Consider the following 26,947-nt stretch of genomic DNA (forward strand, 5'->3'; position numbering starts at 1 on the left):
CTGCTAATGTGCCGGCTCAGCCCCCTTCCGATTCCAATTTCCTGTCACAGAGCGCGACTCCAGAGATTCCGACAAACTCAGCCAGCGGGGGGGGTGCCCATGAACCAGTAGCGGTGAGCAAAAATTTATCTGAGGCTCTGCGTCCGGCGATCGCCCAACATAATCCACCTGCCGCGCCAATTGCTTCCGACCCGACTACTTCCGACCCGACTGCTTCCAACATAAGTAGTGCAGACCCTAATAGTGCAAACCCCGAAATGACCCGTGCGATCGCAGCGGCCGAGTCCGCAGCGGCAAATGCAGCAGGGGTCTCAATCAACCCAAACAGTTTTATCAGGATCGGGGTGGCTGTTGAACCTGCCCCCCCGGCATCAGCCTCAACCATCCCTACGGCTGCACCTTCAACCCTATCTTCAGAACTTCCAGGGTCGATCGCGGGTTCCTCTACTCCCTTCACGTTTTACCCCGTCACCCCGGGCGCTCCAGTCGGCGGTACGGCTGCTATCCCTCCAATGCCCGTCCAGATGACTGGGCAAATGCCTGGACTGCTTCCCGGAACCCCAAGCTCTCCCCTCCCAACCGCCTACGGCACACCACAGTCTGGAATGGCTGGTGCATTGCCACAGGGCCCAAGCCCCAGTTCCTCGGCTCCCTTCGTATTCTATATGCCAGCTCAGCCAGGTTATCCAGTCCAGCCTGTGCCCAGCGCTGGTAACGGTTTTAGTAATGGACTGAGCAACAATGGACAGGGCAACATTGCAGGCGGCCCAGCCACTTATCCAGCCACCGTCATCGGCTATCTGCCCAACGGCACGCCTGTCCCCGTCGTCGTGCAGATGCCCGTAGCAGGCTATGGCTACCCCAGCGGATCGGCCATCGGCTATGCCAATCCCTACGCACCCGTCTCGGCTCCCGGACAAGCCTTTCCCGGACAAGCCTTGAATCCGAATGCAAGCTTTGTCTTTCAACCACCCATGCCCCAGGGCGTGGCTCTATCGATACCCGGTGGAATGCCAGGATATGGCTACGGCAGTCAGCCACTGGCCAGCCCGATGGGCCTCACACCTGGTGGGGTTCCCAGCATTCCTGGCTACGGTATGGCTCCGGGCTATGCCACACCCTACAGCGCTCCAGGTAGCGTTGCTACAGGGCGGCCAAACTATGGCTCAAACTATGGCTACATGGGACAGCCCAGCATAGGACAGCCCAGCTATGGCCATGGCGAATATGGCCATGGCTATGCAACCCAAAGTGGCATGAGCGCCAGCGCTCCGATCCTACCGATGGGCATGTCTGGGAGTGCGATGCAGTCCCAAACTCCGGGGTGGCCGATGCCGACCTGGCAAGGGCCCGCCGCAGTCCCCACAGTTCCACCGCTGGAGTTTGCGCCGCTGAGCGTCCCTGCTGCGCCTTCTAGAACCGGCAACCCCTCTACGCCGCTGCCGCCGCCGCCTTACCAAAGCCAGACCGTTCCTACTGGGGGTGCAGCGTCAATGGGCCCTGTGCTAGCACAGACTCTACCACCGACCTTTGTGCCAAACACCCAGCCTATCCAGCCTGCGCCGCTGCCGACGCAAAATCCAGGCTTTGGCTTGCAGCAACCGGGATTTCAGCAGCCAGGGATTCAAACGATTCCCGTTGCGCCACCGGGTACGGCAAACCAGCTTGCGCCCGTTCCCAGTGCGCCCGTGTTGGGTCAGCCCTTTCCCGCAACCACGGGGCAGGAGACTCTGCCAGGACGACGCGAAGCCCTGACTCAACCCGTCCTGCAATTTCAAGCAGGGGCAATTTACCAAGCCGACGAATTTTCGGCACGAGGACGGCTGAGCGGCATCTATCCGTTCTCTCCCAATTTCCTAGTGGGAGGCTCACTGGATTTGGCAACAGGTGAGGCGTTTACGGACGATGACGGTCTGAACCTAAATGAGCTTTACATCGCGGCATCTCTGCCTGATATCCCCAGTCTGCGTCTGGTGGCGGGGCAGATGGATTTGACATCTTATTTTGACCGCAATAGCTTTGCCAAAGACTCGCTGACGCACTTTTTCAATCCTGTGTTTCAGACCAACCCGGCACTGGCAGCAGCGGCGATTGGTTCTCGTCCTGGTATTTTGCTGAACTGGAGCATTACTGACAACTTAGAAGCAAAGGTTGCGACCTTCTCTTCGGGTCGGAGTATTGATGACTTTGCGCTGAATGCGTTTGCGGGCGAAATCGGGTTCCGAGTCGGCAACCTGATCCTGCGAGGGACGTATACGTCGTCGATCGACGGCGGCAAAAATGACGGCTTCCGCGAGTCGGGTAGCGCCCCACGGGGAGACGGGACGTTTGGGATTGATTCGGATGATCGGGAAAGCGCTTATGGCGTGAATGCTGAACTGTTCATTCCTGAACTCAATTTGGGTTTGTTTGGGCGCTACGGTCAGTATTACAACCGGGATCTGGATGAGTCGGGCGATACCTATGGCTTTGGATTCAACTTGTTTGACCTGTTCCGGGATGGCGATCGCCTCGGTTTGGGCTACGGTCAGGCACTTTCCAACGCGGGTCTACGTCAAAGTGCCGGGGCCCGCCGTCCCGATGTGCTAGAGGTCTTCTATGACCTGCCTGTGGCTCGCAATATCCGCATGGGCTTTACGTTCCAGCAGCTCAATGAATTTTCGGAATCCATTGCTGGGGTTCGCCTGAGGGCTGATTTCGATGTCCTGCCGCGCGGCAGTTTCTAAGTCGCTGTCGCGTCGCCCCCCGTTCAGTCCCCCCTGTTTGGTTCCTCCCCTGTTTGGTCACGCGGCTGGAGTTGAGTATTCAACGGGCGTGGTTCATCTGCGCCCACCAGATGACTAGAGGATGACTAAAGTTAGGTCACCTCGATTAATTGCCTTACTGAGAATTTTAGGAGCCTGAAACCCTAGTTTTTTCGTAGCCATTCTCAAGAGGATCTGAATTTTTCGAGGTGCCCGTTAGCAACCCAGAATCATTCCAGCTTGGAACGGTTTTGGGCAGCGCGTAATTTTGATGAGATGCCGCCCGTTGAGGCAATCCATAGGGGCGATCGCCTAGGGCGGAAACCCCATTATGACAACCCCATTTTGAGGCAGATTGGCAGACTGATGAAACAGTTGCAAACACAAATCGGTTGTTTGGCTGGGCTGGCGCTGTTGAGCAGTTCTCTGCTGGGAACGCTGACACTAACCGCGCCACCTGCCCTAGCCCAAGCGGTTCCGTCGGAAGTGCGTCGGGGCTATACGCTGCTCAACCAAGGGCTGGTGGATCAGGCGATTCGCGTTTTTCAACAAGTACTCCGCTCTAATTCGCAATCGCTGGAGGCGCAGTTGGGTTTGGCGATCGCCCTTCGTCGGGCTGGGCGCGATGCCGATGCGTTCAATGCCTATCGCCGCGTGCTGGAGTTAGACCCCAACAATCGGCTGGCGCTGTTGACGGTGGGCGTGCTGGGCGGATTTCGTCCCGAATGGCAGGCGCAAGGGATCGAAGCGCTAAACCGATTGCTCACGATTAACCCCAACGACAACGAAGCGCGGGCCCAGCGGGCGCTGTTGCTGGGCTATCAGGGGCGCTTTGCCGAGTCGCTGGCAGACTATGCCATTGTGCTGCAAAACAACCCAACCCCCGAAGCGGTGCTGGGTGCGGCAGAAATCCACGCCTACGCCGGAGAATATCAGCGCAGTCTGGACTTGTTTAACCGCTATCGGGCGACGGGCCGACCCATTCGGGATGGACAGGCGATTGCCTATGCCCTGGCTCTGCGAGAAACGGGGAGTGCGGGCCAGGCGGTAGAAGTGCTGGAGGCAGAACTGCGGCGATCGCGCACCCTCGACAGCATCACGATTCAAATCCGCTCGGCGCTGGCATCGGCCTATGCCGCCAATGGCCAGGTCAACCAGGCGGCTTCGGTGATCACGCCGCTGCGAGGTCGCCAGGATTCTCGCCTGGCCCTGGCGCGGGCGCTGAACGATATTGCCCGCTACAGCAGCAGTCCCGCCTATGCTCAGGAGGCGATCGCCCTGTATCGAGAGGTGCTTCAGTCGCCCCAGCTCACGGTGGGCATGGCGCGAGAGGTGGCAGACGTGCTGAGCGGCTATCCGTCGGAGCAGGGCCTTGCGCTGGAAGTCTATCGCCAACTGTCCCAGCAGCAGCCGACCGACGTGGGCTTGCAGGTGCAGGTGGCCGTTCTAGAACGCCAGGTCGGGCTGATTACAAACCAAACATTCCAGCAGCGGCTCCAGACCTATTTTCAGCCGCTCCCTCCCGATCCGGCACAACTCAGGGCGATTGCCCAGGCCCTCATCCGACTTGATTCCCCCAGCATTGAGCTACTGCCCTACTACCAGGCCTTGGTAAATTCTGGGGTGAACGAGCCATTTCTGAACTTCCGCATCGCCCAAATCCACATTCGACGAGGAGATTTAGCCTCTGCCCGCAGTGCGCTGGTGGCCTATTCCGCCACCTCAGCAGGTCAGCAAGACCCCTTCGCAATTCAACTGCTGCTGGCAGAAATCGACCGCCGCGAGGGCAATCCCGAAGCCGCCGCCCAGCGCTACCAGTCCATCCTGGTCAGCAATCCGGGCGATCGCGGCGTGGTGATTGGAGCGCTGCAAGGGCTGGCAGGCATCCGCCAATCCCAGGGGCGCACGGCCGAAGCGCTGACGATCTACGACCAGATTGTCGCCCTCGACCCAACGGACTACGCCAAGGTACTGGGGCGCACCAGCCTCGCCTATCAGGCAGGGTTCCTAGGCGTTGGGGAAGCCGAAGCCGTGCTGAATGCGTGGCTGGCCAGCCGCCCGCTGACCGACACCCCGCCAGAACTGTACAGCCTGGCCGGGGCCTTGCCCGCCAACCCCCAGCGAGAGCCGTTGTACAATGCACTGCTCCAGGCAGATCCGGAGAATATTCCGGTGCGGATTCGCCAACTCCAGGTTGTGTCGGTTCGCAATCCCCAGCTTGCCCAGGCGCAGATCCGCCAGATTATCGCCCGCGACCCAGACAACCTCGGCGCTTATTTTGTACAGGCGCAGTTGGCTCAGGAGCAGGGCAATTTGGGACTATCGGCCCAAGCCTATGAGGAAATTTTGCGGCGATCGCCCGGCAATATCGATGCCCTATCAGCTCTGGGCGGCGTGCGATTCCAGCAGCGTCGCTATAACTCAGCATCGATGATCTACAGCGAGGTGCTAGCTATTCAGCCGAACAACCCAGCGGCACAGAGTGCGCTCTTGGGATTAACCGCTGCCCAGGGCAACAAGCTCGAAGCGCTGGCGCAAATTGCAGCCATGCAGTCTCAAGCGGCGCAGATGGGCGGCATGAATCAGGTTCTTGTCCGCCAGGCCCAGCAAATCGAAGAAAGCTTTTTGCAACAGCGCGGATTTCAGCCCTATTGGGAGCGTTTCTGAGGCTGGGAGCCTGTCTAAAAAGTCACCCAATTCTCGACTTTCATAGCCTCAACACCGACCGTCTAGCAGACTATTTTCAATGCTGAACGGTCGGTGTTATTTTTGCGGATTCAGTCTTCCTACTGAAGCATTTTTACTAATTTATACCCGTCTCGAATCACTCTATTTGGACTGTTGGGGTCGGGGCTAAGGCCCCCCGTGGTCAAAGGCTTTAAGGGTAGCAGGCACAAGATCTTTCAGGCATTTCTATAGTATTTCCATAGTATTTCCACAGCATTTCCAGGTGTTTTATTGCGGTGACTAGATTAGGGAAATGGCGATCGCCCAGTAGATTTACAGCCTGAATATAAATCTTTAGTCAAATGTGAATCTTCCGTAAGGCGCAGCGTTTTTCGTTGGATGTGCGGATGATTTTGGATTGTCATGGATGAAGGAATCGTTCTAGTTTTTCTTGCCTTCTTTATCTCGCTGAGAGTTTTTTGAGATTCCTGCTGAGACTTCCTGAAAAGAGCGCACTTTGAACGCTGGTCTATGCAACTTTTTCAACTCGCCGCCTCCAGCCTGAGACCGTTGGCGATCGCCCTGGCGCTAGTGTTTGGCTCAACCCTGGCGGGCTGCAACGACTCCGGGCTATCCCAGGGGACACCCCCCGATACAACCGTCGTGTCCCAAACAGGCGCCCCCCCTGAGCCAATCCCAGGGGCGATCGTCTCCAAGCAACTCCTCCTCGCCGAAAGCTGGAGTGCCTACCGAGAAAGATTTATCCAGCAAGACGGCCGCGTCATCGACTGGGAAGCCGACGAACGAACTACCTCCGAAGGGCAGGCCTACGCCATGCTCCGCGCCGTCTTTATGGACGACCCAGAAACCTTCGCTCAAACCCTGAACTGGGCCGAGGAAAATCTCCAGCGGATGGATGCAAACGGCAAGCGCCGAGACAACCTCTGGGCCTGGAAGTGGGGAAAAGACGCAGACGGCAATTGGACGATTCTGGACGAGAATTTCGCCAGCGATGCCGATATCGACGCAGTAACCGCCCTCATCCTCGCCGCCCGCCGCTGGAACCGTCCGGATTATCTCCAGCTAGCGCGTATAAAGCTGAGAGATCTTTGGACTCTCTCAACAGTGGCTGTCCCTCCCCACTCCGCTCGTGCCTCCGATTCCCAGTCAGCCAGCGAGCAGCGCTATCTGCTGCCGGGGCCCAAGGAAGCGTTTCAGCCCCAGCCAGACCTGCTTCACCTCAATCCCTCCTATCTCGCACCCTACGCCTTCCGCCTGTTTGCCCAGATAGATGGCGATCGCAACTGGCTGAGCCTAGTAGACAGCAGCTACAAGATCCTGCGCGAATCCTCCCAGCTTTCATCCGCCAAACTGCCCAGCGATTGGGTCGCCCTCAACACCACCACAAACAGCTATATTCCGTTGCGTACCCCCAGCCCGATCCGCAGCATCTATGGATTCGATGCGTATCGAGTTTGGTGGCGGGTTGGAATTGATGCCCAGTGGTTTAACGAGCCTGCCGCCTGGGAATACTTGCAGCAGCACTTGCCGTCGCTGGAATCCAAATGGAAAGCCCAGCAAAAGATTCCAGCACAGATTGACCTGCAAGGTCAGCCGCTCGTGCCCTACGAATCTACATCCCAATACGGCATGTTGTTTGCGGCATTTCAATTAACAAACCCTCAAATTGCTGAGCAAATTTATCAGCAAAAGCTTCTTCCTGCTTATCAAAACGGCTTTTGGGATAACGACTCTGCGTACTACGCACAAAATCTGGCTTGGTTTGGGCTACTTGCATCTACTGATGTGGCTGTGAATTGGCTTCAGCCTTAGACCGACCCGTAAACCCCCTTTACTAGTAGAGAGACAGGTCTATGTTTCGTTCGCTGCGTCAATGGTTTCTTACGTTTAATCGAGACCACTCGCCCAACGCCTCTCCCGCTGGTCGGACACGCCGGAAGCGTGTCAAACGAAACCAAATCCTGGCAATTCTGCTCGTTCTATTGGGTCTAGGAGCGGGCCTGAGCCTGCTGCCCAGCGCATCCGCGCAAACCAGCGTGCAGCAGCGAGAAAACACGCTGATCCGGGAGTTGTCCTTGCCAAATCGGCCAGCGACTCCGCCAAACTTTCAGCCTGCGCCCCGCCCCGCCCCTGCCGTGCGCCGGGCCGCGCCTGCCCAGCCGCCCAGCCAGCCGTCTCGTCCGGCCGCTCGTCCTGCGGCCCCGGCCAGCCCAACCCGGCCAGCCGCCACCCCCCAGCCAGCGAACCCGCCCGCTGCCACCGCGTCGCCCGCCGCGCCCAAGCCAGAACCCACCTACCAGCATGTGATTGAGTTCAACCGCAGCCCGGTGGTGGGCAATCGCCTCCGCATGGAAGGCGTATACCCAACGGCTCGACTTGGGTTTAACCGTCCCCGTCAGTGGGATGTCAAAACTGCCAAGCTCGTACTGCGGTTCCAGCACTCGCCGTCGCTGCTGTCTGATCGCTCAAGCCTGACGGTTCGGGTAAACGATACCAGCGTGGGCAGCGTGCCGCTGAATCGTCCCAATTCTCAGATTGGTCAGGTGGTCTTCGAGGTGCCGTCCAATCTAATTCAGGACTACAACGAGATTTCAATTCTGGCAGAGCAGCAGACGAATGAAGACTGCACCGTTGCCACCGACCCGACCTTGTGGACCGAGATTCTACCCGATTCCAAGGTCATTCTGGACTATGCGTTAGAGTCTGTTCCGCTGGATTTCAGCCGCTATCCGTTCCCGTTCATTGACACCCTCAGTCTCGATACCAATCAGATTACGTATCTACGGCCTCGCGCTTACAGCGACACCTGGCTTAATGCAGCAGCCATCTTTCAGGCTGAGGCGGGGCGGCTCGTGGACTTTCGCCCACTCAACACTCGGCTAGTGGGCAGTTTGGATAACCTCCAGTGGAACGATCGCGTGGTCATTCTGGGGACTCCAGCAGAGCAGCCTGTTCTGTCAGACTTATCGCTGCCGCTGCCGATTCGCAACGGTCAGTTGTTGGACGGCAACAACACGCCGCTGCCCGGCGATACAGGCGTTTTAATGTTGACCACACTGGAAGACAACGGTTTACCCGTTCTCGTAGCAACGGGAAATTCAGCAGCAGGTGTGCAGAAGGCGGTGCAGTTCCTAGTGCAGACCAAAGAGGCGCAGATTGGTACGGGTCAGGTGTTGACGGTGACCAATCTGGTGAATGAGCCGTCGCCTGCGCCCCGCGAGTGGCCGGGCTATCTGCCCACGCGCAATAGCTTTACCCTGCGTGATTTAACCACGCTCGGCGGACAGAACTTTGAAGACATTACAGTGCATGGCACGAATGCACCACCCATTGAAATTCCGTTCCGGGCGCTGCCCGATGACCGCTTTTCGCGGGGCAGCCGCATGAGGGTGGATTATAGCTACAGCGCTCAGGTTGATCCACGCACTTCGACGGTGGAGGTACGGCTGGATGATGTGACGATTGGCTCTAAGCGGCTGAATTCTGCAAGGGGCGGTCGCGATTCGCTGGATGTGGATTTGCCCGCAGCGCTGATTCAGCCAGATTCGCAGTTGAATGTGGTGTTTAACCTAAATCCGCGCTCTGCTGAGGTCTGTGGTTTATCCAGAGATCAATCCCTCTGGGGAACGCTGCATGGCGACACGGACTTTAATCTGAAGCGAGACATTTTCACTCGGATGCCGGATTTGAGGCTATTGCAATTTGGCTATCCGTTTACCGCACCGCAGGATTTGTCGGAGACGGCGTTTGTGGTGCCGAGTGCCCCACGGGATGCAGATGTGCGAACCATGCTGGCGGTGAGTGAGCGGCTGGGTCGGCTGAGCCGCGCCAATTCGGTGAACCTGCAAGTTTACACGGGTGGCAATCTGCCTGCTGAGGCGCGGGGTATGAACTTGGTGGGAATTGGGACGCGCGATCGCTTCCCATTGCCCGAAGTGATGGAGTCTGGTGGTTTTGAACTCCGCAATCTGTTTTCGCGGGGCTGGCGCGGTAGCCGGGTGCAGGCTTTGCCCGATGGTCAGGGTGTGGTGAAGCTGATGGTGTCGCCGAATAATGGCGATCGCGCGGTGCTGGCCATCACCGGACAGAGCGAACAGGGCCTCACCGACGCGGCAGAGGTGTTCAAGCGCGACCCGCTGTTTTCTCAACTCAACGGCGACACGGTGCTGATTAGCCGAAACAAGCCCAATCCATCGCCCAATGACCCCTACGCCTACAAGCTCGATATCCTGCGGGAGGAACCGCTCCAGCAGGTGCAAAGAACCGGCTTCCTGAGCCGAATCTCCATCTTTATTCAAGACAACTGGTTCCTGCTGCCGACGGGCATTCTGTTAATCTCACTGCTGCTGTATGGCATTTCTCAGCTCTACGTTAATCGGCTCGCCAAGTCAGGAGAGGTAAAATGACGAGTTCCATGTCTCAAGCCCCCGTCGAACCCGTCTCTCGTCAGCAGCCGTGGATTGCGCGGTGGCTGCTGCGAGTGCCGAACTGGTTTGACCGCTTTTTTCCTAGGGCACGCAGCACGCAGCTCTTTTGGCTGGTCATTGGTCTGATGGTGCTGTCTGCGCCGCTAATCGTTACGCCGCTAAAAATCTGGCAGCAGGGCGTTGTGGCAGTATTCTTGATCTTGCTGGGCTGGGCTGTGGTGAAGCTAGAGCAGTGGCAAACCCAGCGCCAAGCAAGCGAGTATCTGCATTTGTTCCTGGCCTGGCTGAGTATCGTCACGACGATGCGGTACCTCTATTACCGCACGAGCTATACGCTGAACCTGGATGGCTGGCTCAATGCAACCTTCAGTATTGTGTTGTTCATGGCGGAGCTATATGCGATCGCCACGCTGTTTCTGTCCTATTTTCAGACGCTAAAACTGCGCGATCGCCAGCCCGTTGATCTGTCCGGCATTCCCCAAAGTCAATGGTTCAACGTTGACGTATACATTCCCACCTACAACGAGGATGTCGAGATCGTCCGCAAGACGGCCCTCGCGGCTCTGGCGCTGGACTACCCCGAAGAGAAAAAGCGAGTCTATGTGCTAGACGACGGACGGAAATTTCCCGATCGTCGGGAAAAGCTGCGCCGCATGTGCGAAGAGATTGGCTGCACCATGCTGACGCGGGACAACAACGACCACGCCAAAGCAGGCAATATCAATACTGCCATGCGCCGCACGCGAGGCGACCTAGTGCTAATCCTCGACTGCGACCACATTCCATCGCGGCAGTTTCTTCAGGAAACGGTCGGCTTTTTCTACAACGCCAAGGTCGCACTCGTCCAAACCCCGCACTGGTTTTACAACCCCGATCCCTTCGAGCGCAACCTGCTGACTCAGGGGCGAGTCCCCGTCGGCAACGAGCTGTTCTACAAGGTGGTGCAAAAGGGCAACGACTTTTGGAACGCCACCTTCTTCTGCGGTTCTGCGGCAGTGATTCGACGGGACTACGTACTGCGGATCGGCGGCATCGCGGTGGAAACCGTGACCGAAGACTGCCACACCTCGCTGCGGCTACACTCCCTGGGCTATGAGTCGGTCTACTACGACAAAATCATGGTGGCGGGGTTGGCACCAGAGAAATTCTCCTCCTACGTAGGGCAGCAGGTGCGCTGGGCACGAGGCATGGCACAAATCCTGCGGCTAGAGAATCCACTGTTTAACCGCAAACTCAAGCTCACGCTGCCGCAGCGGTTGTGCTACACCTCCGCCACCACCCACTTTTTCTTTGGGTTTCCGCGCATCATGTATGCACTATCGCCAGTGCTGTACCTGCTGTTTGGTATTAACCTGATTCGCGGTCTGGGTGTGGAAACGCTGGTGTATGCATTACCTCACATTGCCCTGGCGCTAAATGCCAACTACATCACCGCCAAAGAAGTCCGCTTTTCGTTCTGGAACGAAGTGTTTGAGTACGCGATGGCGTTTCAGGATGGCATTGTGACCTTTATGGCGCTGATTAACCCCAAGCTAGGCAGCTTCAACGTGACCGACAAGGGCGTAAAGGTCACAAAACGCAGCTTCGATTACGAATCTGCCAAAGCCTCCCTGATTGTTGTGTCGCTACTGGTGCTGTCGCTGCTGGCCGTCCCTTTCTGGCTGGTGCTTCAGCCCGAAGCAAAAGAAGCCGTCATCATCAACGCTGCTTGGTGTGTGTTTAACCTAGTGCTGCTGGTGGCGGCGCTGCTGGTAGCCTATGAACAGCCGCAACTGCGGCGGGCACACCGTCTGGAACGCAAGCTGGGTGCAGTCATCTACGGCAACAACAACGAAACCCTGTCTGGCAAGACGCTGGATGTCAGCGAGAACGGGGCGCGGATTGTGCTGGATAGCTGGCCGAACCTGCCCGATGCGGTTGAAATCGAACTCACTGGCGACTTTGGCAAGCGAGCGTTTTTGGATGCGCGGGTGATTCGAGTTGACCCGATTAGCGAAGACCAAGTCGTTGTGGCAGTGGACTTTGTGAACCTGTCGCAGTCTCAAAATGATGCGCTGGTGCTGGTGCTGTATTCCGACGTGGAGGAATGGTACGCGCAGAAGCGTACCGAAATCGACCGTCCATTCCAATCGCTGGCGTTTTTGGCGACGGGCTTGCTGCGGGCCTTCCGCGATCCCAAACCCGCCGTACCGACTGAAATTCGCAAGCAAATCCACGCTGCTGCTCAGATTTATTGGGAGGGACAGTTTTATCCTGGCATTGCCAAGGAGATTAGTTCGCGCAGCCTGCGGATTGAAATGGACGGCAACCTGCTGCCCAACATCGAGATGTTGCAGCAAGCTCAGCCGCCTGTGGGTTTGCTGCTGAGCCAGCATACGACAGATGACAATCCGAAGCGTCTGGTGGGGCAGATCGAAGACGTGCGGGTTTCCAATGCCCAGTCATCTGACGGTGTGGTGTTTTTGGTGAATCGCTCGGCAGGCGGCGTGACGGCGGATGTCGAGGTCTCTTTTCCTGCACACCTGGATGCACGGCAAGGTTCCAAGATTCGCCAACTGCTGCGCGATTTGGAGTAGGCGTTCTCGCATCAGCCCTGTCTAGAGTTTAGGTTCTAAGAGACTGGCAGAGTTTACGAGTAGGATTTACGCCCTTGCGATAAGCTCTTTGGGTTTTAGACCATTTCTTGCGGGCGCAGCCCGCGAGAAATGGTCTAACTGCGTAAGTCCTAACGAGTTTGAAAACGTTTGAAGACGTTTGAAGACAAAGATGCGCTCCGAACTGCTTCGGGGCGCATCTTTTTGAGGGTATAAATCTACCTAAACCGTTAGAATCCAGGCATTTCGGGTTTCGGCACTGACAAAGGAAGCGGGGACAGGCTGAATATCTACGCCGAGAGATTGAATTGCTGCCCGAATCAGGGTCGCGTGGCTGGCCTCGGTCGAGCCGATGCTGGCTCCAGCGGTGATCAGCGCGGGCGTTTTGAGCATAGCGATTTCCTGGCTATAGGCGATCGCCGCGTCGGTTTCCAGCGCCAGCGCCAGCTTTGCAATATTCACGTCCGAATCCAGGTTTCCTTCGCCCCGCTGGAGATAGGAGGACAAATCGTAGCTGGTCTCTGCCTGAACGGGCGTGCCGCCCAGACTGCGGATGACATTCGCCAGGGCATCGCGGTGCTGCATGTGATCTGCCTGGTTCGCGAGGGCGATCGCCTTTACGGCATTACCCACGTTAGAACCCGTCAGCTTGCCCGCAGCGGCACCGTAGGCCCAGATAGCAGCGTGTTCATAAAACAGGGCCTTGTTGAGGATCTCAATATCATTGCGGCGATCGCTCTCCGTCGAGGCATCGGCCGTTCCTGCAATGAGCGGCACGCTCAGCACACTCGCCGCACCCACGATAGCCCCACCTGTCAGCATTTGGCGACGAGACAAGCCCTGCGCCCGTCGAGCGCGACCCAGCCATTCAGATTTGCGTCGGTTCATTGTTCGAGTTCTCCTACAAAAGTTCTGCAAAAAGGCACCACAAAGCAGCGACCCGTGCCAGTTCAGTCCCAGCCAACTCTGTGCCAAACACCGCACCAGAGTTGCGAGTCCTGAAACTTGCTCAAATCGCCGGATGACTCCAATTCAACCCAAGCACTCCAATGCTTTGGAGCGCAAATTAATGGATGAACTGCGCCCGTCTAGAGGAATATACGGACGTGCCCATTCGCCGGATTTTCATAGGGGAAAAGTTTTTTAGAGAAATCGGTCGCCTCTAGCATCCAACTGGGCCTGCTGCCAGGTCTGCAACTGGGACTGAAACTGGGACGCACAGAGCGCAACCAGAGCCGACTAGCTCAATTCCCACCAGCCCAGACTGGGACCAATAAACCGAACCACGACCCAATACACCACCAACAGGGCGATCCCAATCCACGCGCCCCGCGTTGTGATTTGCGAAAACAGCTTTGCCTGGCTGGGCTTGATGGGAATACCCGGCAGAATGTTGTCTTCCTGCCCGTATTTTTCGCCCAGAGATTCCTTGCGTCGCTTCGAGTCTCCCATTGCGCTTTCCCTCATCAAAATCAAGTCTCAAGACCAAATCAGGACTGACGCACTTTCAATAAGCTTTCTGAGCTTTGGACAATTTCTCGCGGACTGCGCCCGCGAGAAATTGTCCAAATGCGTCAGTCCTACAAATATCAAGATCAAAGACTACAGTCACGGGGCCTAAAAAGCTGATTAACCGTTCCCAACCTGCACGTTAAAACTACACGTTAAAGCGGAACAGCATGACATCCCCTTCCTGCACCAAGTATTCCTTGCCTTCGCTGCGAACCAATCCCTTTTCCTTCGCCGCCGCCATAGAACCTGTGGCTACCAAATCATCATAGGCCACCGTTTCTGCGCGAATGAAGCCGCGCTCGAAGTCAGTGTGAATCACACCTGCTGCCTGGGGAGCCAGCATCCCAGCACGAATCGTCCAGGCGCGAGTTTCCTTGGGGCCCGTGGTGAAGTAGGTGCGGAGTCCCAGCAGATCGTAGGTTGCGCGAATCAGGGATTTCAGCCCGCCTTCTTGCACCCCCAGCGATTCCAGAAAATCGGCCCGCTCCTCCTCCGAAAGTTCGATGAGTTCCGATTCGACCTGGGCTGATACTACGACGACTTGGGCATTTTCTGCGGCGGCGATCGCCCGCACCTGTTCCACCCACTCATTGCCCGTCGCCAGGTCATCTTCCGACACGTTTGCCGCATAGATTACGGGCTTGCGCGTCAGCAGCCCTAGCGGTTTTATAATGGCCTCCTCCTCATCCGTCAGTTCCACCAGTCGCGCCGACTTGCCCTCGTTCAGCACCACCAGCAGTTTGTCTAACACGGCCAACTCTGCCTGAGCATCTTTGCTAGTTTTTGCCTGCTTGCGAGTGCGATCGGCCCGCTTTTCGAGTTGCGACAAATCCGCCAGCGCCAGTTCCAGGTTGATTACCTCAATGTCGCGCACCGGATCGACCGATCCGGCAACATGAATAATATCGTCGTTTTCAAAACAGCGCACGACATGGACGATCGCATCCACCTCGCGGATATTTGCCAGAAACTGATTGCCCAGCCCCTCGCCCTTGCTAGCCCCTTTGACTAGCCCAGCAATATCCACAAACTCTACCCGCGCCGGAATGATTTCGGCAGAGTTGGAAATCTTTGCCAGCACTGCCAGCCGTTCGTCGGGCACGGCGACGACCCCCGTATTAGGTTCAATCGTACAAAAGGGAAAGTTGGCCGCCTGCGCTTTGGCATTGGCCACCACCGCGTTAAAGAGGGTCGATTTGCCCACGTTGGGCAGTCCGACAATTCCAGCTTGAAGCATAGAGCGATTGGGTAAAGGAGGAGAGATAAGCAGGCAGATCTGGGCGCTGGGGCGTGGCGATCGCCAACGGCCGCGCGTTGCGGGAAGCTGACCATCTATCAGCCTATCAACATTCCGCAATATATCAGCGTAGCAGACCAGCCGCGCCGCCGACCGACCTAGCCGCTAGCCTTCCTCTGCGCCTAGCTCTCTCAGGCGCGATCGCAGTCTTTCGACCTCAGCTTCTAGCGCCTGCGCTCGTAGTTCAGATTCCGCCGCCCGCGCTTCAGCGTCCTGGCGGGCCTGGGCCTCGGTTCTCAGGGCTTGCGCCAGTTCGCCGGGAATCAGCAACTTTTCACCCGTATCTTCGCGATAAAAGGCGATCAGGTGTCCATCTACTTCCAGCCGCAGTTTGAGCGGGTCGCTGCGGCCGTCGGTGATGGGTTCGTAGGTATCGTTGTGCAGCCGATAGCCCTGGAGTTGCCCGTCGATCCATTCCCCACGCGGGTCAAACAGCCAATATTCACGCACACCCAGTTGCTCATATAGTGTTCGTTTGAAGACCTGATCCTGAGCCTGCGTGCTTTTCGAGGTCATCTCAAAAATGACAGCTGGCACCTGCCCTTCTTCCCAAATTTTGTAATAGTCGCGCCCGCCCGGAGCTACGTCAAAAATCACCATCACATCTGGGGCAACTCGCAGCCTGGGGTAGCCCTGGGCGTAGTAGAGAAATTGGTTAGACAGCACGGTTGCCTGCTGACCTTCTAGATATTGGCGCAGCACTTCCAAGGTGACGAGCATGGCGTAGAGATGAACATAGGTTTCTGCCACGGGTTCACCATCAGAAGAGGGGTAGAAAATTTCGGTAGGCGAGGCCGTGGGGAGGAGGGAGGTCATGGGTGGCGGAGGGCTGGAAGATTCGAAGGGTTGGGTGCATTTTAGCGCGATCGCCCCTTGCCAATTTTCCGCAATCCGGGACAGGAGTTTGGATCGTTCATCAAAGCTGCCCAACAAAAAACGCCAGCTCATGCCAATGCGGTCTGAGATGGCGTAATAGAGTTCAAGCTGCGTTCAAACTTGGAGGGACGATAAACTTGAGTGGGGCGATCAAGCAGGTCACCTAGCATTGCAATGCGGGTGGCGCACTAGGCCAGAGTTTCGGGGCAATAGCCCAGCCCTTGCACAAACTGCTGACGAAACGCTTCGATTTCTTCGCCATCAGGGCTGCCGTGAGACACCACTGCCACTTGGTAGCGGCGCATCACATCCACGGGCGACTGGCCAGTTTCCAGCCCCCACAGCGCCATCCGTACTCGGATATCCGGTTCGTAGGCAATGCCCAACTCATTCAAAAAAGCGCGAAAGTCACCGTCTCGATCGGCATCCAGGCAGCGCTCCAGTTTAACCTTCACTACCCAACCGTCGATCTGATGAATGACCGTCATGAAGCGAACGGGGAGCCAGGGCGTGTTGTGAAGATATTCAACCACCCGAAGCGTTAAACTGGCATTCGCGAGGTAATAGATGTATTCCATGCGTCCAACCCCAGCAAATGCAATTTCAACTATAGTTTTATTTTCGTAATAAACTCTGACGTTTCATAGGGGAAAGACCCCCTACCTTGGAGGGTGTTTCTCCCCAATCTGCCTGGATTTAGTGGATTTAGTTGAGCATGTCTTTGAATCCGTTGCCGCATGATCACCCTGAGCCATCCCCCTTCCCTCAGGACTCTCCGCCAAGCTCAGAAGAGCCAACTTCCCTCGACCTGCGGCTGGCATCCTATGACTATTATTTGCCTGCTGAGCGCATTGCTCAAAATCCGGTCGTACCGCGCGATCGCGCTCGGCTGCTGGTGGTGGATTCGCCAAGCTCCCATCAGCACTGCATCTTTCGGGATTTGCCTGCGCTGCTGCGGACGGGCGATTTGCTGGTGTTAAACAATACCCGCGTGCTGCCTGCGCGACTGTTTGGGCGCAAGGTAGGCGGCGCAAAGGTAGAGGTGCTGCTGCTGGAAGAGCAGTCGGAAAATCGCTGGCTGGCGCTGGTGCGACCTGGGCGACGGCTGAAGGTGGGCGCAATGATTGAATTTTTTCAGCCGGATCAGCCGGAAGGCGGGAAACCCCTGCTGACGGCGACTGTGCTGGCGGTGGATGCAGCCACTTCTGGCAGGATTCTGGAATTTCAGGTTGCAGAAAACAAGCCCTTTTTGTCGGTGCTGCACCTGTTGGGTCAGGTGCCCCTGCCGCCCTATATCGAGAATTCCCACGCCGATCCAGAGCAGTATCAAACGGTGTATGGCGATCGCCCCGGGTCGGCTGCTGCCCCCACTGCCGGACTGCACTTTACCCCAGAGTTGCTCGATCGCTTGGAAGAGCAGGGCATCCGACGCACCTTTATTACGCTGCATGTAGGCGTAGGCACCTTTCGCCCGGTCGAGGCGGAAACCATCACCGATCACAAAATGCACGGCGAATGGCTAGAAGTGTCGTCGGAAACCGTCGAGGCAATCGCCACAACCCAAGCCAGCGGCGGCCGAGTAATTGCCGTCGGCACCACCGTAACCCGCGCCCTCGAAGGCGCATCCCACAGCGGGCAACTCCAGCCCTACTGCGGCAAAACAGAGCTATTTATTTATCCCGGCTATCGGTGGCGCGTGGTGGATGGGCTGATCACCAACTTCCATTTGCCCAGGTCCAGCCTAATGATGCTGGTCAGCGCCCTCACGGGACGAGAACGGCTGCTGGCGCTGTATCAAGAGGCGATCGCCCAGGGATATCGCTTCTATTCCTTCGGCGATGCCATGCTGATTTTGCCGGAGGCAAAGGTTGAGGCGACAGCAGGGGAGAAGGAGCAGGTTGCTGCTGATTTGTAATCCCTACTGATTGGTGATCCCTACTTCAGATCAATTCCCAGATAGGTTTTGCTGAGAAACTGGGCCAGACGCTTCACCTGAGACTGCACTTTGCCGGGGCTGTTGGTAAACGAGGTTCCCAAAATCCGGGCAAACTCTTCGTCCGACAGGGTGCCATCTTGGTGTTGCTGAAAGGCGCTGACCACAGCGATTAGCTCATCGGCAGAGAACTGGAAGCCGTTTTGAGCCGCGAAGGCCGCCACATCTGGAGCGCGATCGCCCGTCAGAGCCGCAGTTTCGGCGGGGTCTAGCTCCGCTTCGCTGCTGATGTTGCCATCGCCCACACCGAGCAGGGCTTCTAGCTGTTGCCGCAGGGTATCGTCGGCGGCAGTGCGATGCATAAATTCCAGCACAGTTGCAGTAGTCATGGTCGGATGAACTCAACTCGCCACTTCGGCTCAAATCATAACAAGCGCTAATTGCTGACCCGGCTTGGCTTAATGAAAACTGAAGCTTGCGGTAAGCTGGGATGGGAAATTTAGCGCCAGGGACAGCGCAAGGGGCATTTGTGGAAAACTCGGCAGCCCAAGCGGGAGAGATTCGCCTGCTAGTAGTGGATCTGGACGGGACGGTGGTGGGTGTATCGAACCAAATTTCGGCACGAGTAAAGCAGGCCGTGCAGGCGGTGCAGGCGCAGGGCATTCCCGTGGCGATCGCCACCGGGCGGATGTATCAATCAGCCCGCCGGTTTCATGCCGATCTTGGCTCTACCCTGCCGCTGATGAGCTATCAGGGCGCACTGATCAAAGACCCCGCCGATGACACGCTGCATCGCCACTGGCACCTACCCAGGGTCTACGCGCAGCAACTTCTGGAGTTTTACGAACAGCCTTCAATCCGGGGCGAAGTATCGGTGCATTTCTACATCAATGACCAGCTCTACGTCCGCGAGATCACTGCTGAAACCGAAGCCTATGCAGAACGCTCCAGCATTGAGCCGATTGCCGTTGGCGACCTGCGAACCCTGCTCGATGCCGACCTGACCAAAATCCTCGCCCAAAGCAGCAACGTGGCACTGATTGACGATCTGCTAGAAAAACTGCGGCAACGCTACGCCCCAACCGAGCTATACCTGACCAAATCCGTGGATATTTTCCTGGAAGCAACCCATCCAGAGGTGAATAAGGGCAACGCGGTTCGCTACCTAGCAGAGAACATTTTGGGACTCCGCGCCGACCAAGTGATGGCAATCGGCGATAACTTCAATGACTTTGAGATGCTGCAATATGCAGGTATTGGCGTGGCCATGGGCAACGCGCCGGAGGGCGTGCAGGCGATCGCCAATTGGGTTGCCCCTTCCGTAGAAGAAGACGGAGCGGCGATCGCCATCGAAAAGTTCATCCTGGGATAGGGCGCGATCTCCGCAGCATGGGGTAATACAGGCCGCCTATCCTTACCCCAAGCACCAGCGCAACGCAGCGCGACCCACAAGTCACAAATTACAAGCAAAAATCACCAAGCTGAGATTGCCTCTGAGAAGAGAGATAACAAGAGGCATCGCTCGGTGATATCCAAACTATTCAAAATTCCAAAAGCCTTAGCAGGTAATATCGAGCTTCTCATCTAGAGAAGCTGAAGCTTAGAAATCAGGAAGGGCACCGGCGACTGACCGTGTTTCGTCTCGATGCCCTTGCTGGTTCGCTCCTCACACTGAAGAAAATATATCAGACCCTTCCCGGTCTTGTCAGCGCCTCAGTGCCAATGATTAACAATTCCTATGATTGTCACAGTCTACACTTTCCTTTCTACAAAAAAATCCCTACAGGGAGGGTGGAGCCGCTACCTGCAACGGCCTTTCCAGCAGCCAGCGCAACGTCTGCTGTGCGGCTCGCACCAGCCCCAGCCGCGCCTGCGCCAGTTCTAGTTGGTGAACCGCTACGTCGCCAAAGATGCGGCAGCTTGCATCAAAGTCATACACGCAGCGGCTGAGGGACTGAGCCAGGGCGATCGCCGAACCATGCTGGATTGAACCCAGCGCATCTACGCTGTCCAGCAAGTGCCCGATTAGCCGCTGCTCGGCGGGCGCTTGGGTGCGGAGCGTTCCTTCCGCCGTGAGCCAGGGCATGGACATGGGCCACGCCAGTTCACCCTCGATTGCTCCTGACACCTCAAAGCGAACCAGTCCGACCCGCTCTGCCAGGGCCAAGAGGTTGCAGCATCGGGCATGGGCCGCCTGCATTTCAAAACATTGGTCTTGAGGCAATTTGTCTTGAAGAAATTGGGCTTGAGGCCTTTCGTCTTGAAGTCTTTCGTCTTGAAACCGTCCTGGAGACCGTTGGACATGGGTCAGCGGGGCTGAGTTCCAGATAGCGAGGTCTGCCTCAGGCTCAGGGAAAGGCTTGGGCGGCTGGCACTCGGCAGGTCTAGTAAATTGCTGCAACCATGCTGCCAGCAGGCGATCGCCCAGGTGAACCTGCACCAGATGCTTTTGGACAACCCGGAGCGGGCTATCGGCCCAGTCTGCCATGTCCGCAGTCGATGCTGGCCAGCTTTGAGCCAGCCGGATGGCAAGGTCTTCGGCCGGAATGCCCAGGTTCGCCGCCAGTCGGGGGGCGATCGCCGAACTGTAGACCACCCCCATCGGCGCGTCTACCCGGCGCAGGGCGATTTGGCTCTGCAAGTCCGGCACATTGGGAAGCGCGGGGTGGACAATTGCTGCTTGCCAACAGGTCGCTAGCGCAGTTTCTAGGCGCGATCGCACACTCCACATGCCCGCCAGCCCAGTCTGCCCCTGGTTCAATTCATGCTGCATGGCACATTCTATCTGGCACATTCTATTCAGCTAACCCATGTAGCTAAATATGTGGCTAATCTGGGTCTTGTTTGCCGCGTCGGGGAAACCGGCGATCGCCCGCGTTGGCCTGGGCTTGATACCACTGCCGCCACTCTGCCGTGCTGCGAATCGCCAGCCACAGCAACAGCAGCGCAATCAGCCCCCCTTGGCGCGGCGCATCAAAGGCAAATAGCACCAGCAGCACACAGAGAAAATCTTGCAGAAAAATGGCCCAGAGCGGCAGCCCCCGCAGCCGATAAAACCAGCCCACCTGCACCAACTGAAACACCAGCGCCAGCAGCCCGCTAACCAGCGCCGCCACGGGCACTAGCTCTTGGCTCGTTTGCATGAGGCGGGCGACTGTTATTCCGGCGATCGCCCCCACCACCGGGCTACACGCCAGTTCCACAATTTGCAACAGTCGTTGGGCAAGTCGGTCTTTAGAAAACAGCAGTTCCACAAGCGACCAGCTCACCAAAACTCCCAACACCAGCGGCGGTGGCACCTGCGACAGCAGCGGCACCGATGACCAGAGCGACTCGCGCTGCAACAGCCCAATCAACAGCAGCGGCAACGCAATCCGCATCCCTGTGGCGGCTGAAATCGAAAGGATAGCCAAAACTTCAAGCATGACGAGCCATCACAGGCATTGAATCGCGTTGAGTCGCGTTGAGTCGGGTGGGCATACGTTGAATTGTTACGTAGTTCTCTCGTTCGCACAATTGCCATGCTAGCGCTGTGCGGATGCGTAAGCCCTGGGAAGGGCGATCGCCCACAGATTTGTGAACTTTGTGAACGCTGGCCTGAGAACCAAGCTATGAAGTCGGATTTCAACAAAACCAACTTTATACAGCCAGTCTGTACGCAGATTACATAGTGGTTTTGTTTTGAAGTTTGAGTCTAATCGCAAGAAAGTGTGATTGTCGTATAAAAAGAAACCTTGTCCGCCTCAAAATACAGACAATGGAGTTGCGCTAGATGCATGTGTTTGAAGAGTCTTTAAAGACCGTTTAAAGACTCTCTAAAGAATCATCCTGGAGAAAAAACTGGTTTATCAATTCCTCCTATCAGTTTAGGTTTGTTGTCCTTCAAAAAATTAATCAAGACATTACAATCAACACCTGTAAATAACCCGGATCTCGCTCTGAAAGGCAAACCCAATCTGGCTGTCCATGAATTCACGAACTGCTATGTGTGACTCCAAAACTATGTCTAAAGCGGTATAAGTCAGAAACTTACTGAATCGAGAGCTTCACTATCCCTTACAAAAAAGGAGAGAATTTCAGATTCTAGACAAAGTTTCCATAAAGTTCTCAGTGAAGGCTAGAAGCCCGTCCGTAATTTGACTATGATTTCGAGCAACACAGTATAAAGCTCCGTGATTTCACATAGTTTTAGACTGGGATTGGTTTTGGCTTGCGAGTTTTTCTCACAAAGTTTTTGCATCGCGCTTAAGGCGTGCGCTTGAGCAGTTTCCGAATCTTTCGGATGGGTGTTGGGGCAGATCGCCAAGTCTTTAGGCAAGCGTTCTTGGAACGGGCGATCGCCAGGGAATCAGTCTGCACTAAGTTCACAGCACTCGTTCATGCATTGCCAGTTCCCGACGGTGGGCAGTAGCTTTCGTTATCTGCTCTCGGTTTCCCAAGGCTGGGCACGTCTTCGCCTGATTTCAGTTCATTAGTTGTGCATTGTTTTGTCGGAGGATAGTGTGAAAACTCCCGTAGTTGCGATTGGATTAGATGCTGCTGACCCAGTGGTTCTCGAGGAGTGGATGTCTCAGGGGCATCTCAAGAATCTCAGTCGTGTCCGTGAGCAGGGGGTCTACGGTCGCCTAGAAAACATGGTGAACTATTGCGGTGTGCCGACACCCGCTGCTTCGACTGAGCGGCTGTGGGCGATGACCTGGACAGGCTGTATGCCTGACAAGACAGGCTTTTGGGGCACGTCCAAGTTTTATCCCGAAAGCTACGGCATTGACCGAGACATTCTCAAGGTCGGCTGCGATTTTGAGCAGAATCCTCCCTTTTATGCCCTTGGCGAAGACTATCGCGTATTCGTGCTAGACCCGCCGACTTCGGGACTGTCGAGCCAGGTCAACGGGCTTCAGGTTCTCGCATGGGGCGGACATTATCCCTTCACTCCCAGTGTGTCTGTTCCCGCAGAGGTGCTGCCGGAAATGAATCGGGAATATGGGGAAAATCCGGTTCTCTACAAAGACGATGGCATCTGGTGGGACAAGGCTTACGAAAAGTGGGTTCCCGGCGCAATTCAAGAGAGCGTAGAGAAGCGTGCCCAGGTTTGCCGCGACTATCTCAAGAAAGAGGATTGGGATTTCTTCTTTGTTGGGTTTGGAGAAGCGCATACCGCTGGGCATGACCTCTGGTATACCCATCCCGATCATCCCGTATACGAATTCCACGGCAAGCCTGCGGGCCTGCTGATGCTGGAGGCGTTTGAGCATATCGACCGGGCAGTCGGCGAGATTTTGGATGCTGCACCAGAAAATGCTTACATTACGCTCTTTTCGCCCCACGGCATGGGCGCAAACTACACGGACTTGCTAAGCATGGCCGTGCTGCCGGAGATGATGTATCGCTTTAACTTTGGCAAGGCGGCGATCGCCCCAGGAAACCCCAGCGAAGAGCCAGGCCCGGTCATCAGCCATCCGTTCCGCAAGTCTTGGATGGGTGAAATGTGGGCGCGGAACCATGAGCAAAATCCGCTTAAGCGGGCGCTGCGTCCTTATCTGCCCAGCAAGCTTCTGCGCGATCGCCTGAATGGGTTGGAATCGCCCTACGTGCTAATGGAGCAAAACGCGCCGCTGTTCTGGATGCCGGCCATGTGGTATCGCCCGCTGTGGTCGCAGATGCGGGCCTTCGCGCTGCCCTACTTTGCCGATGGCCACGTTCGCATCAACGTCCAGGGGCGCGAGGGCAGTGGCATTGTGCCGCCGTCTGAATATGATGCCGTCTGTGAAGAGGTGATCGAAAAGCTGTGGAAGCTCAAAGATGCCAGAACCGGCAAGTCCATCGTGCGGCAAATTTCTCGCACTCGCCGCACGCCGTTTGACGAGGGCAATCTCTCGGATGCAGATATTGTGGTGGTCTGGGAAGAAGTGATTACCGATGTGGTAGACAGCCCCGACTTTGGGCGAATTGGCCCCATTCCCCACTTCCGGGCAGGTGGGCATCGGTCTAGAGGATTCTTCATGGCTCAGGGGCCGGGTATTGCTCCTAATTCCAGCATTGAGCGCGGTCAGGCACTCGATATTGCGCCGACGATTTTGGGTCTGCTGGGTGCGCCCATTCCCGATCGCCTGGATGGAACGCCGCTGCTGGAAGTGTCCTCCGTCCGATCAGCGGCTATTCGGTAACAGGCTTCCATCATCCAGACTTCCACATTCATGAATCGAGGCGCGGGCTGTGGAGGCGATATCGTCGCACTTGCAGCCCGTTCTGCCTCATAAGCAATCGATTTTGCAGATCTACCCCAGTGCTTCCTATGAATCCCGAAGTCTCTGTTATCATCCCTGCTTACAACACTGAGGCGTATATCGCACGGGCGATCGCCTCAGCCCTCGACCAAACCTTGCACAACATCGAGGTTCTCGTAGTAGACGATGCCTCGACCGATAGCACAGCAGAGGTCGCCAGACGCTTTCAAGATGAGCGGGTTCGGGTCTTTGTGAATGACCGAAATATGGGGGCAGCGGGCGCTCGCAATCGCGCTTTGCGAGAAGCCCGAGGCAACTGGATCGCCGTGCTAGACTCTGATGATTGGTACGCCCCGGAGCGCCTAGAACGTCTTCTCCAGGTTGCCCAAGCAGAGCAGGCAGATATGGTAGCCGACGATCTTTACTATGTGCAGGATGGCAGTGACACCCCTTTAAGCACGCTAATTCAAGGAAGCGGACACACAATTACAGACATCCGCCGAGTTGATCCAGTTTTCTTTGTGGAAACCGATGTCTACGGACAGCAGGGGCTACATCTAGGCTTGAGCAAGCCACTCATGCGCCGTCAGTTCTTGATTAAACACGGCATTGAGTATGACCTCTCGCTGCGCCTTGGGCAAGACTTCTGGCTGTATATGAACTGCCTGATCAATGGCGCACGCTATTTTCTCGTGCCAGAGCCATATTACTATTACCGCTTCCGCCCCAACTCCTTGGTCAAGCAGAGCAAAATTGCTCGACTAGACGGCTACTGCCGCGCAGCACAAAGCTTCTTGCAAAAGGAGCAGGTCAGGAGTAATCCTCGTCTTGTGCGATCGCTCTCTCACAATCTTGCTGTCTTCAAGCGCAACCGAGCCTACTATCGGGTCGTTGAACCACTGAAGCAACAGCAGTATTTCAAAGCCTTGCTTGCCGCAGTGCAAAATCCCTATTTCTTTGTGCATTTTGCAGGGCAGATTAGCAACATTCTGCAAAGACGCTGGCGCTACTATTTCCAAAAAAATACGCTGGCCTACGAAACTCGCTTATCCAATCAATAGTTCTCAATAATTCTCAATAGTTTCAATCACTCAGCCAATCGCGATCCTGGCCAAAGCCTTCTATCTAAGGAATCTCAGTAGGGAGATTGGAAGGGCGATCGCAGCAAAGATTCAATTTCGATATATCCAAAAGAGGATCGCTCTTGATGATGGGAAAGCGACTGCTTGGGAATTCATTCTCCATTTTCGTCACGCGCCTAACTCAAAGTATTACAACGTTCGCGCTCAGCGCTTTCATTGCCCGTTTATTAGGTGCATACGAGCTGGGTCAATACCTCCTTGCTTTTGGATATTATTTTATCTTCATGAGCCTCGCCTCGCAGGGGGTCAAAGTTTTATTCACGCGAGAGCTTTCCCGCCATCCAGAACAAACGTCTACCTACCTAGTTAGCGGCACGCTCCTGCAACTTTTATTCAGCACCATTGCCTACGCGGTTTTGGTGCTTATTGTGTATTTCCTGCCCTATCAAGACAACACAACGCTGGTGTGTTACGTCATGGGGCTAACCATTTTCCCATTCTCTTTGTCAAACATATCAGAGGCTATCTTCCAGTCCAAAGAGAAGATGTATCTGATTACTGCTACTACGGTTCCGGTTTACATTTTGCGGCTGCCCGTGATGATTTGGGCAATGCAGGCAGGGTACGGGGTTGTTGGGCTGAGCTTGGTGATGTTTTTCTCGGAAATACTCATCTTATTTTTTCAGTGGGGGTTGTTGCTGAGATCGGTCATGCCCTGCTGGAAGATTGATCGAGCATTTATCCGACAATCGGTGCAGTCGGTGCGGACGTTTGTTGCAATTGAAGGCGTTTCAGTGATCAACGCTCGGATGCAAATCCTGATTCTTTCGGTGCTAGGCGGAGAGGTTATCGTTGGTCTTTACGGGGCCATTATGCAATTAATGCAGCCCTTCGATATTTTATCGACTAGCCTCACGGTCGGCGTTTTTCCGAGCATATCAAAGGCGGTGGATCTTGGGCAACACAAGCAGCGACAGCTTGCTGAAATGAGCATGGAGATGCTGCTGATGGTGTCTTTGCCCTTGGTCACGGCGCTGATCTTTTTTGGCAAAGAGTTGCTAAACCTGGTTTATCACAGACCTGATTTTGGAAATGCTGCAGTTCCCCTAGCTATTGTTTCGCTGGGGCTGATTGCATCTTCATATATTCGCCCTCTGAGCTATCTTCTGGTTGCCAATCGCCTCGAACATATCAATATGCGCGAGGTGATGGTAACCACCACGCTAACAGGTATCACGGGCATTATTTTGATTTCCCAGTTTCAACTAATGGGGGCGGCAGTTTGCGTTTTGCTCATGCGATTCATCAGTCTTGGACAGTATGTCTATGGCGTTTCGTTTAACTTATTCTCAGTTCGATTTTGGAAGTCCCTCAAGCGTCCCCTTTTGATTACAGCGCTGATGACGCTAGTATTTTGGGTTCTCGAAAGCCATGTTCAAGAAATTTTGAAGATTACCACTATTTCAACTGTGGTTTATCTTTTGCTTGTGGGTGCGATGGTGACGTTTCAGGCGGGTGGAGTCAGAGTAGTTTACACAAAGCTGTTGCAGAAATAGGCAGGGTCACT

Annotated in this window: 18 protein-coding genes; 10 read left to right on the plus strand and 8 right to left on the minus strand. The window is 55.8% G+C overall.

The window, feature by feature from the left end:
- The first annotated feature begins 536 nt into the window (after positions 1–536).
- The 5 genes from JTM80_RS07480 (at position 537) to bcsA (ending at position 12,435) form a co-directional block, all read left to right on the plus strand.
- Positions 537–2,726 (plus strand): carbohydrate porin, encoded by a 2,190-nt coding sequence (locus JTM80_RS07480; RefSeq protein WP_205370887.1) that lies wholly within the window; start codon positions 537–539, stop codon positions 2,724–2,726.
- 258 nt (positions 2,727–2,984) lie between these two features.
- A complete protein-coding gene (locus JTM80_RS07485; protein WP_205370888.1) occupies positions 2,985–5,411 on the plus strand; it encodes a tetratricopeptide repeat protein in 2,427 nt (808 codons plus the stop codon).
- A gap of 531 nt (positions 5,412–5,942) precedes the next feature.
- Positions 5,943–7,244 carry a glycosyl hydrolase family 8 gene (locus JTM80_RS07490; protein ID WP_205370890.1) on the plus strand — a complete coding sequence of 434 codons (1,302 nt, stop codon included), beginning with the start codon at positions 5,943–5,945 and terminating at the stop codon, positions 7,242–7,244.
- A gap of 41 nt (positions 7,245–7,285) precedes the next feature.
- Positions 7,286–9,838: a cellulose biosynthesis cyclic di-GMP-binding regulatory protein BcsB gene (locus tag JTM80_RS07495; RefSeq protein ID WP_205370891.1), complete on the plus strand. Its 2,553-nt coding sequence runs from the start codon at positions 7,286–7,288 to the stop codon at positions 9,836–9,838.
- A gap of 8 nt (positions 9,839–9,846) precedes the next feature.
- On the plus strand, positions 9,847–12,435 hold the full coding sequence (gene bcsA / locus JTM80_RS07500; RefSeq protein WP_205370892.1) for a UDP-forming cellulose synthase catalytic subunit: 2,589 nt from the start codon (positions 9,847–9,849) through the stop codon (positions 12,433–12,435).
- Positions 12,436–12,675: 240 nt separating this feature from the next.
- Here bcsA and JTM80_RS07505 read toward each other — a convergent pair whose 3' ends face one another.
- The 5 genes from JTM80_RS07505 to JTM80_RS07525 all read right to left on the minus strand — a co-directional run bounded on the left by JTM80_RS07505 (position 12,676) and on the right by JTM80_RS07525 (position 16,716).
- Positions 12,676–13,341, minus strand: a complete 666-nt coding sequence (locus JTM80_RS07505) for a ferritin-like domain-containing protein (protein ID WP_172358644.1) — start codon at positions 13,339–13,341, stop codon at positions 12,676–12,678.
- 351 nt (positions 13,342–13,692) lie between these two features.
- A complete protein-coding gene (locus tag JTM80_RS07510) occupies positions 13,693–13,905 on the minus strand; it encodes a DUF2839 domain-containing protein (RefSeq protein ID WP_172358643.1) in 213 nt (70 codons plus the stop codon).
- 205 nt (positions 13,906–14,110) lie between these two features.
- Positions 14,111–15,202 carry a redox-regulated ATPase YchF gene (gene ychF / locus JTM80_RS07515; protein ID WP_172358642.1) on the minus strand — a complete coding sequence of 364 codons (1,092 nt, stop codon included), beginning with the start codon at positions 15,200–15,202 and terminating at the stop codon, positions 14,111–14,113.
- Between the two features lie 165 nt (positions 15,203–15,367).
- Positions 15,368–16,078: a Uma2 family endonuclease gene (locus JTM80_RS07520; RefSeq protein ID WP_172358641.1), complete on the minus strand. Its 711-nt coding sequence runs from the start codon at positions 16,076–16,078 to the stop codon at positions 15,368–15,370.
- Between the two features lie 248 nt (positions 16,079–16,326).
- A complete protein-coding gene (locus tag JTM80_RS07525) occupies positions 16,327–16,716 on the minus strand; it encodes a hypothetical protein (protein WP_172358640.1) in 390 nt (129 codons plus the stop codon).
- Positions 16,717–16,853: 137 nt separating this feature from the next.
- Here JTM80_RS07525 and queA point away from each other — a divergent pair, with 137 nt between their 5' ends.
- On the plus strand, positions 16,854–18,053 hold the full coding sequence (gene queA / locus JTM80_RS07530) for a tRNA preQ1(34) S-adenosylmethionine ribosyltransferase-isomerase QueA (protein WP_205370893.1): 1,200 nt from the start codon (positions 16,854–16,856) through the stop codon (positions 18,051–18,053).
- Between the two features lie 20 nt (positions 18,054–18,073).
- Here the strand turns inward: queA and JTM80_RS07535 are convergent, their stop codons facing one another.
- A complete protein-coding gene (locus tag JTM80_RS07535) occupies positions 18,074–18,460 on the minus strand; it encodes a hypothetical protein (protein WP_172358638.1) in 387 nt (128 codons plus the stop codon).
- Positions 18,461–18,561: 101 nt separating this feature from the next.
- Here JTM80_RS07535 and JTM80_RS07540 point away from each other — a divergent pair, with 101 nt between their 5' ends.
- Positions 18,562–19,443, plus strand: a complete 882-nt coding sequence (locus tag JTM80_RS07540; RefSeq protein ID WP_172358637.1) for a Cof-type HAD-IIB family hydrolase — start codon at positions 18,562–18,564, stop codon at positions 19,441–19,443.
- A 408-nt stretch (positions 19,444–19,851) separates the two neighbouring features.
- Here the strand turns inward: JTM80_RS07540 and JTM80_RS07545 are convergent, their stop codons facing one another.
- Together JTM80_RS07545 and JTM80_RS07550 are read right to left on the minus strand one after the other, a co-directional pair.
- Entirely contained in the window at positions 19,852–20,844 is a 993-nt protein-coding gene (locus JTM80_RS07545) for a hypothetical protein (protein WP_172358636.1), read from the minus strand.
- 55 nt (positions 20,845–20,899) lie between these two features.
- Positions 20,900–21,496 carry a DUF4126 domain-containing protein gene (locus JTM80_RS07550; RefSeq protein WP_172358635.1) on the minus strand — a complete coding sequence of 199 codons (597 nt, stop codon included), beginning with the start codon at positions 21,494–21,496 and terminating at the stop codon, positions 20,900–20,902.
- A 1,140-nt stretch (positions 21,497–22,636) separates the two neighbouring features.
- Here JTM80_RS07550 and JTM80_RS07555 point away from each other — a divergent pair.
- From JTM80_RS07555 to JTM80_RS07565, 3 genes are all read left to right on the plus strand, one after another.
- On the plus strand, positions 22,637–24,238 hold the full coding sequence (locus tag JTM80_RS07555; protein WP_255548891.1) for an alkaline phosphatase family protein: 1,602 nt from the start codon (positions 22,637–22,639) through the stop codon (positions 24,236–24,238).
- 128 nt (positions 24,239–24,366) lie between these two features.
- Complete coding sequence (locus tag JTM80_RS07560; RefSeq protein ID WP_172358633.1) at positions 24,367–25,359, plus strand: glycosyltransferase family 2 protein; 993 nt, start codon at positions 24,367–24,369, stop codon at positions 25,357–25,359.
- 146 nt (positions 25,360–25,505) lie between these two features.
- Positions 25,506–26,936, plus strand: coding sequence for an oligosaccharide flippase family protein (locus JTM80_RS07565; RefSeq protein ID WP_205370895.1), 1,431 nt, complete (start codon positions 25,506–25,508; stop codon positions 26,934–26,936).
- The last annotated feature ends 11 nt before the right edge of the window (positions 26,937–26,947 follow it).

Source organism: Thermoleptolyngbya sp. PKUAC-SCTB121, from assembly GCF_016919485.1.
Classification (GTDB): Bacteria; Cyanobacteriota; Cyanobacteriia; order Elainellales; family Elainellaceae; genus Thermoleptolyngbya; species Thermoleptolyngbya sichuanensis.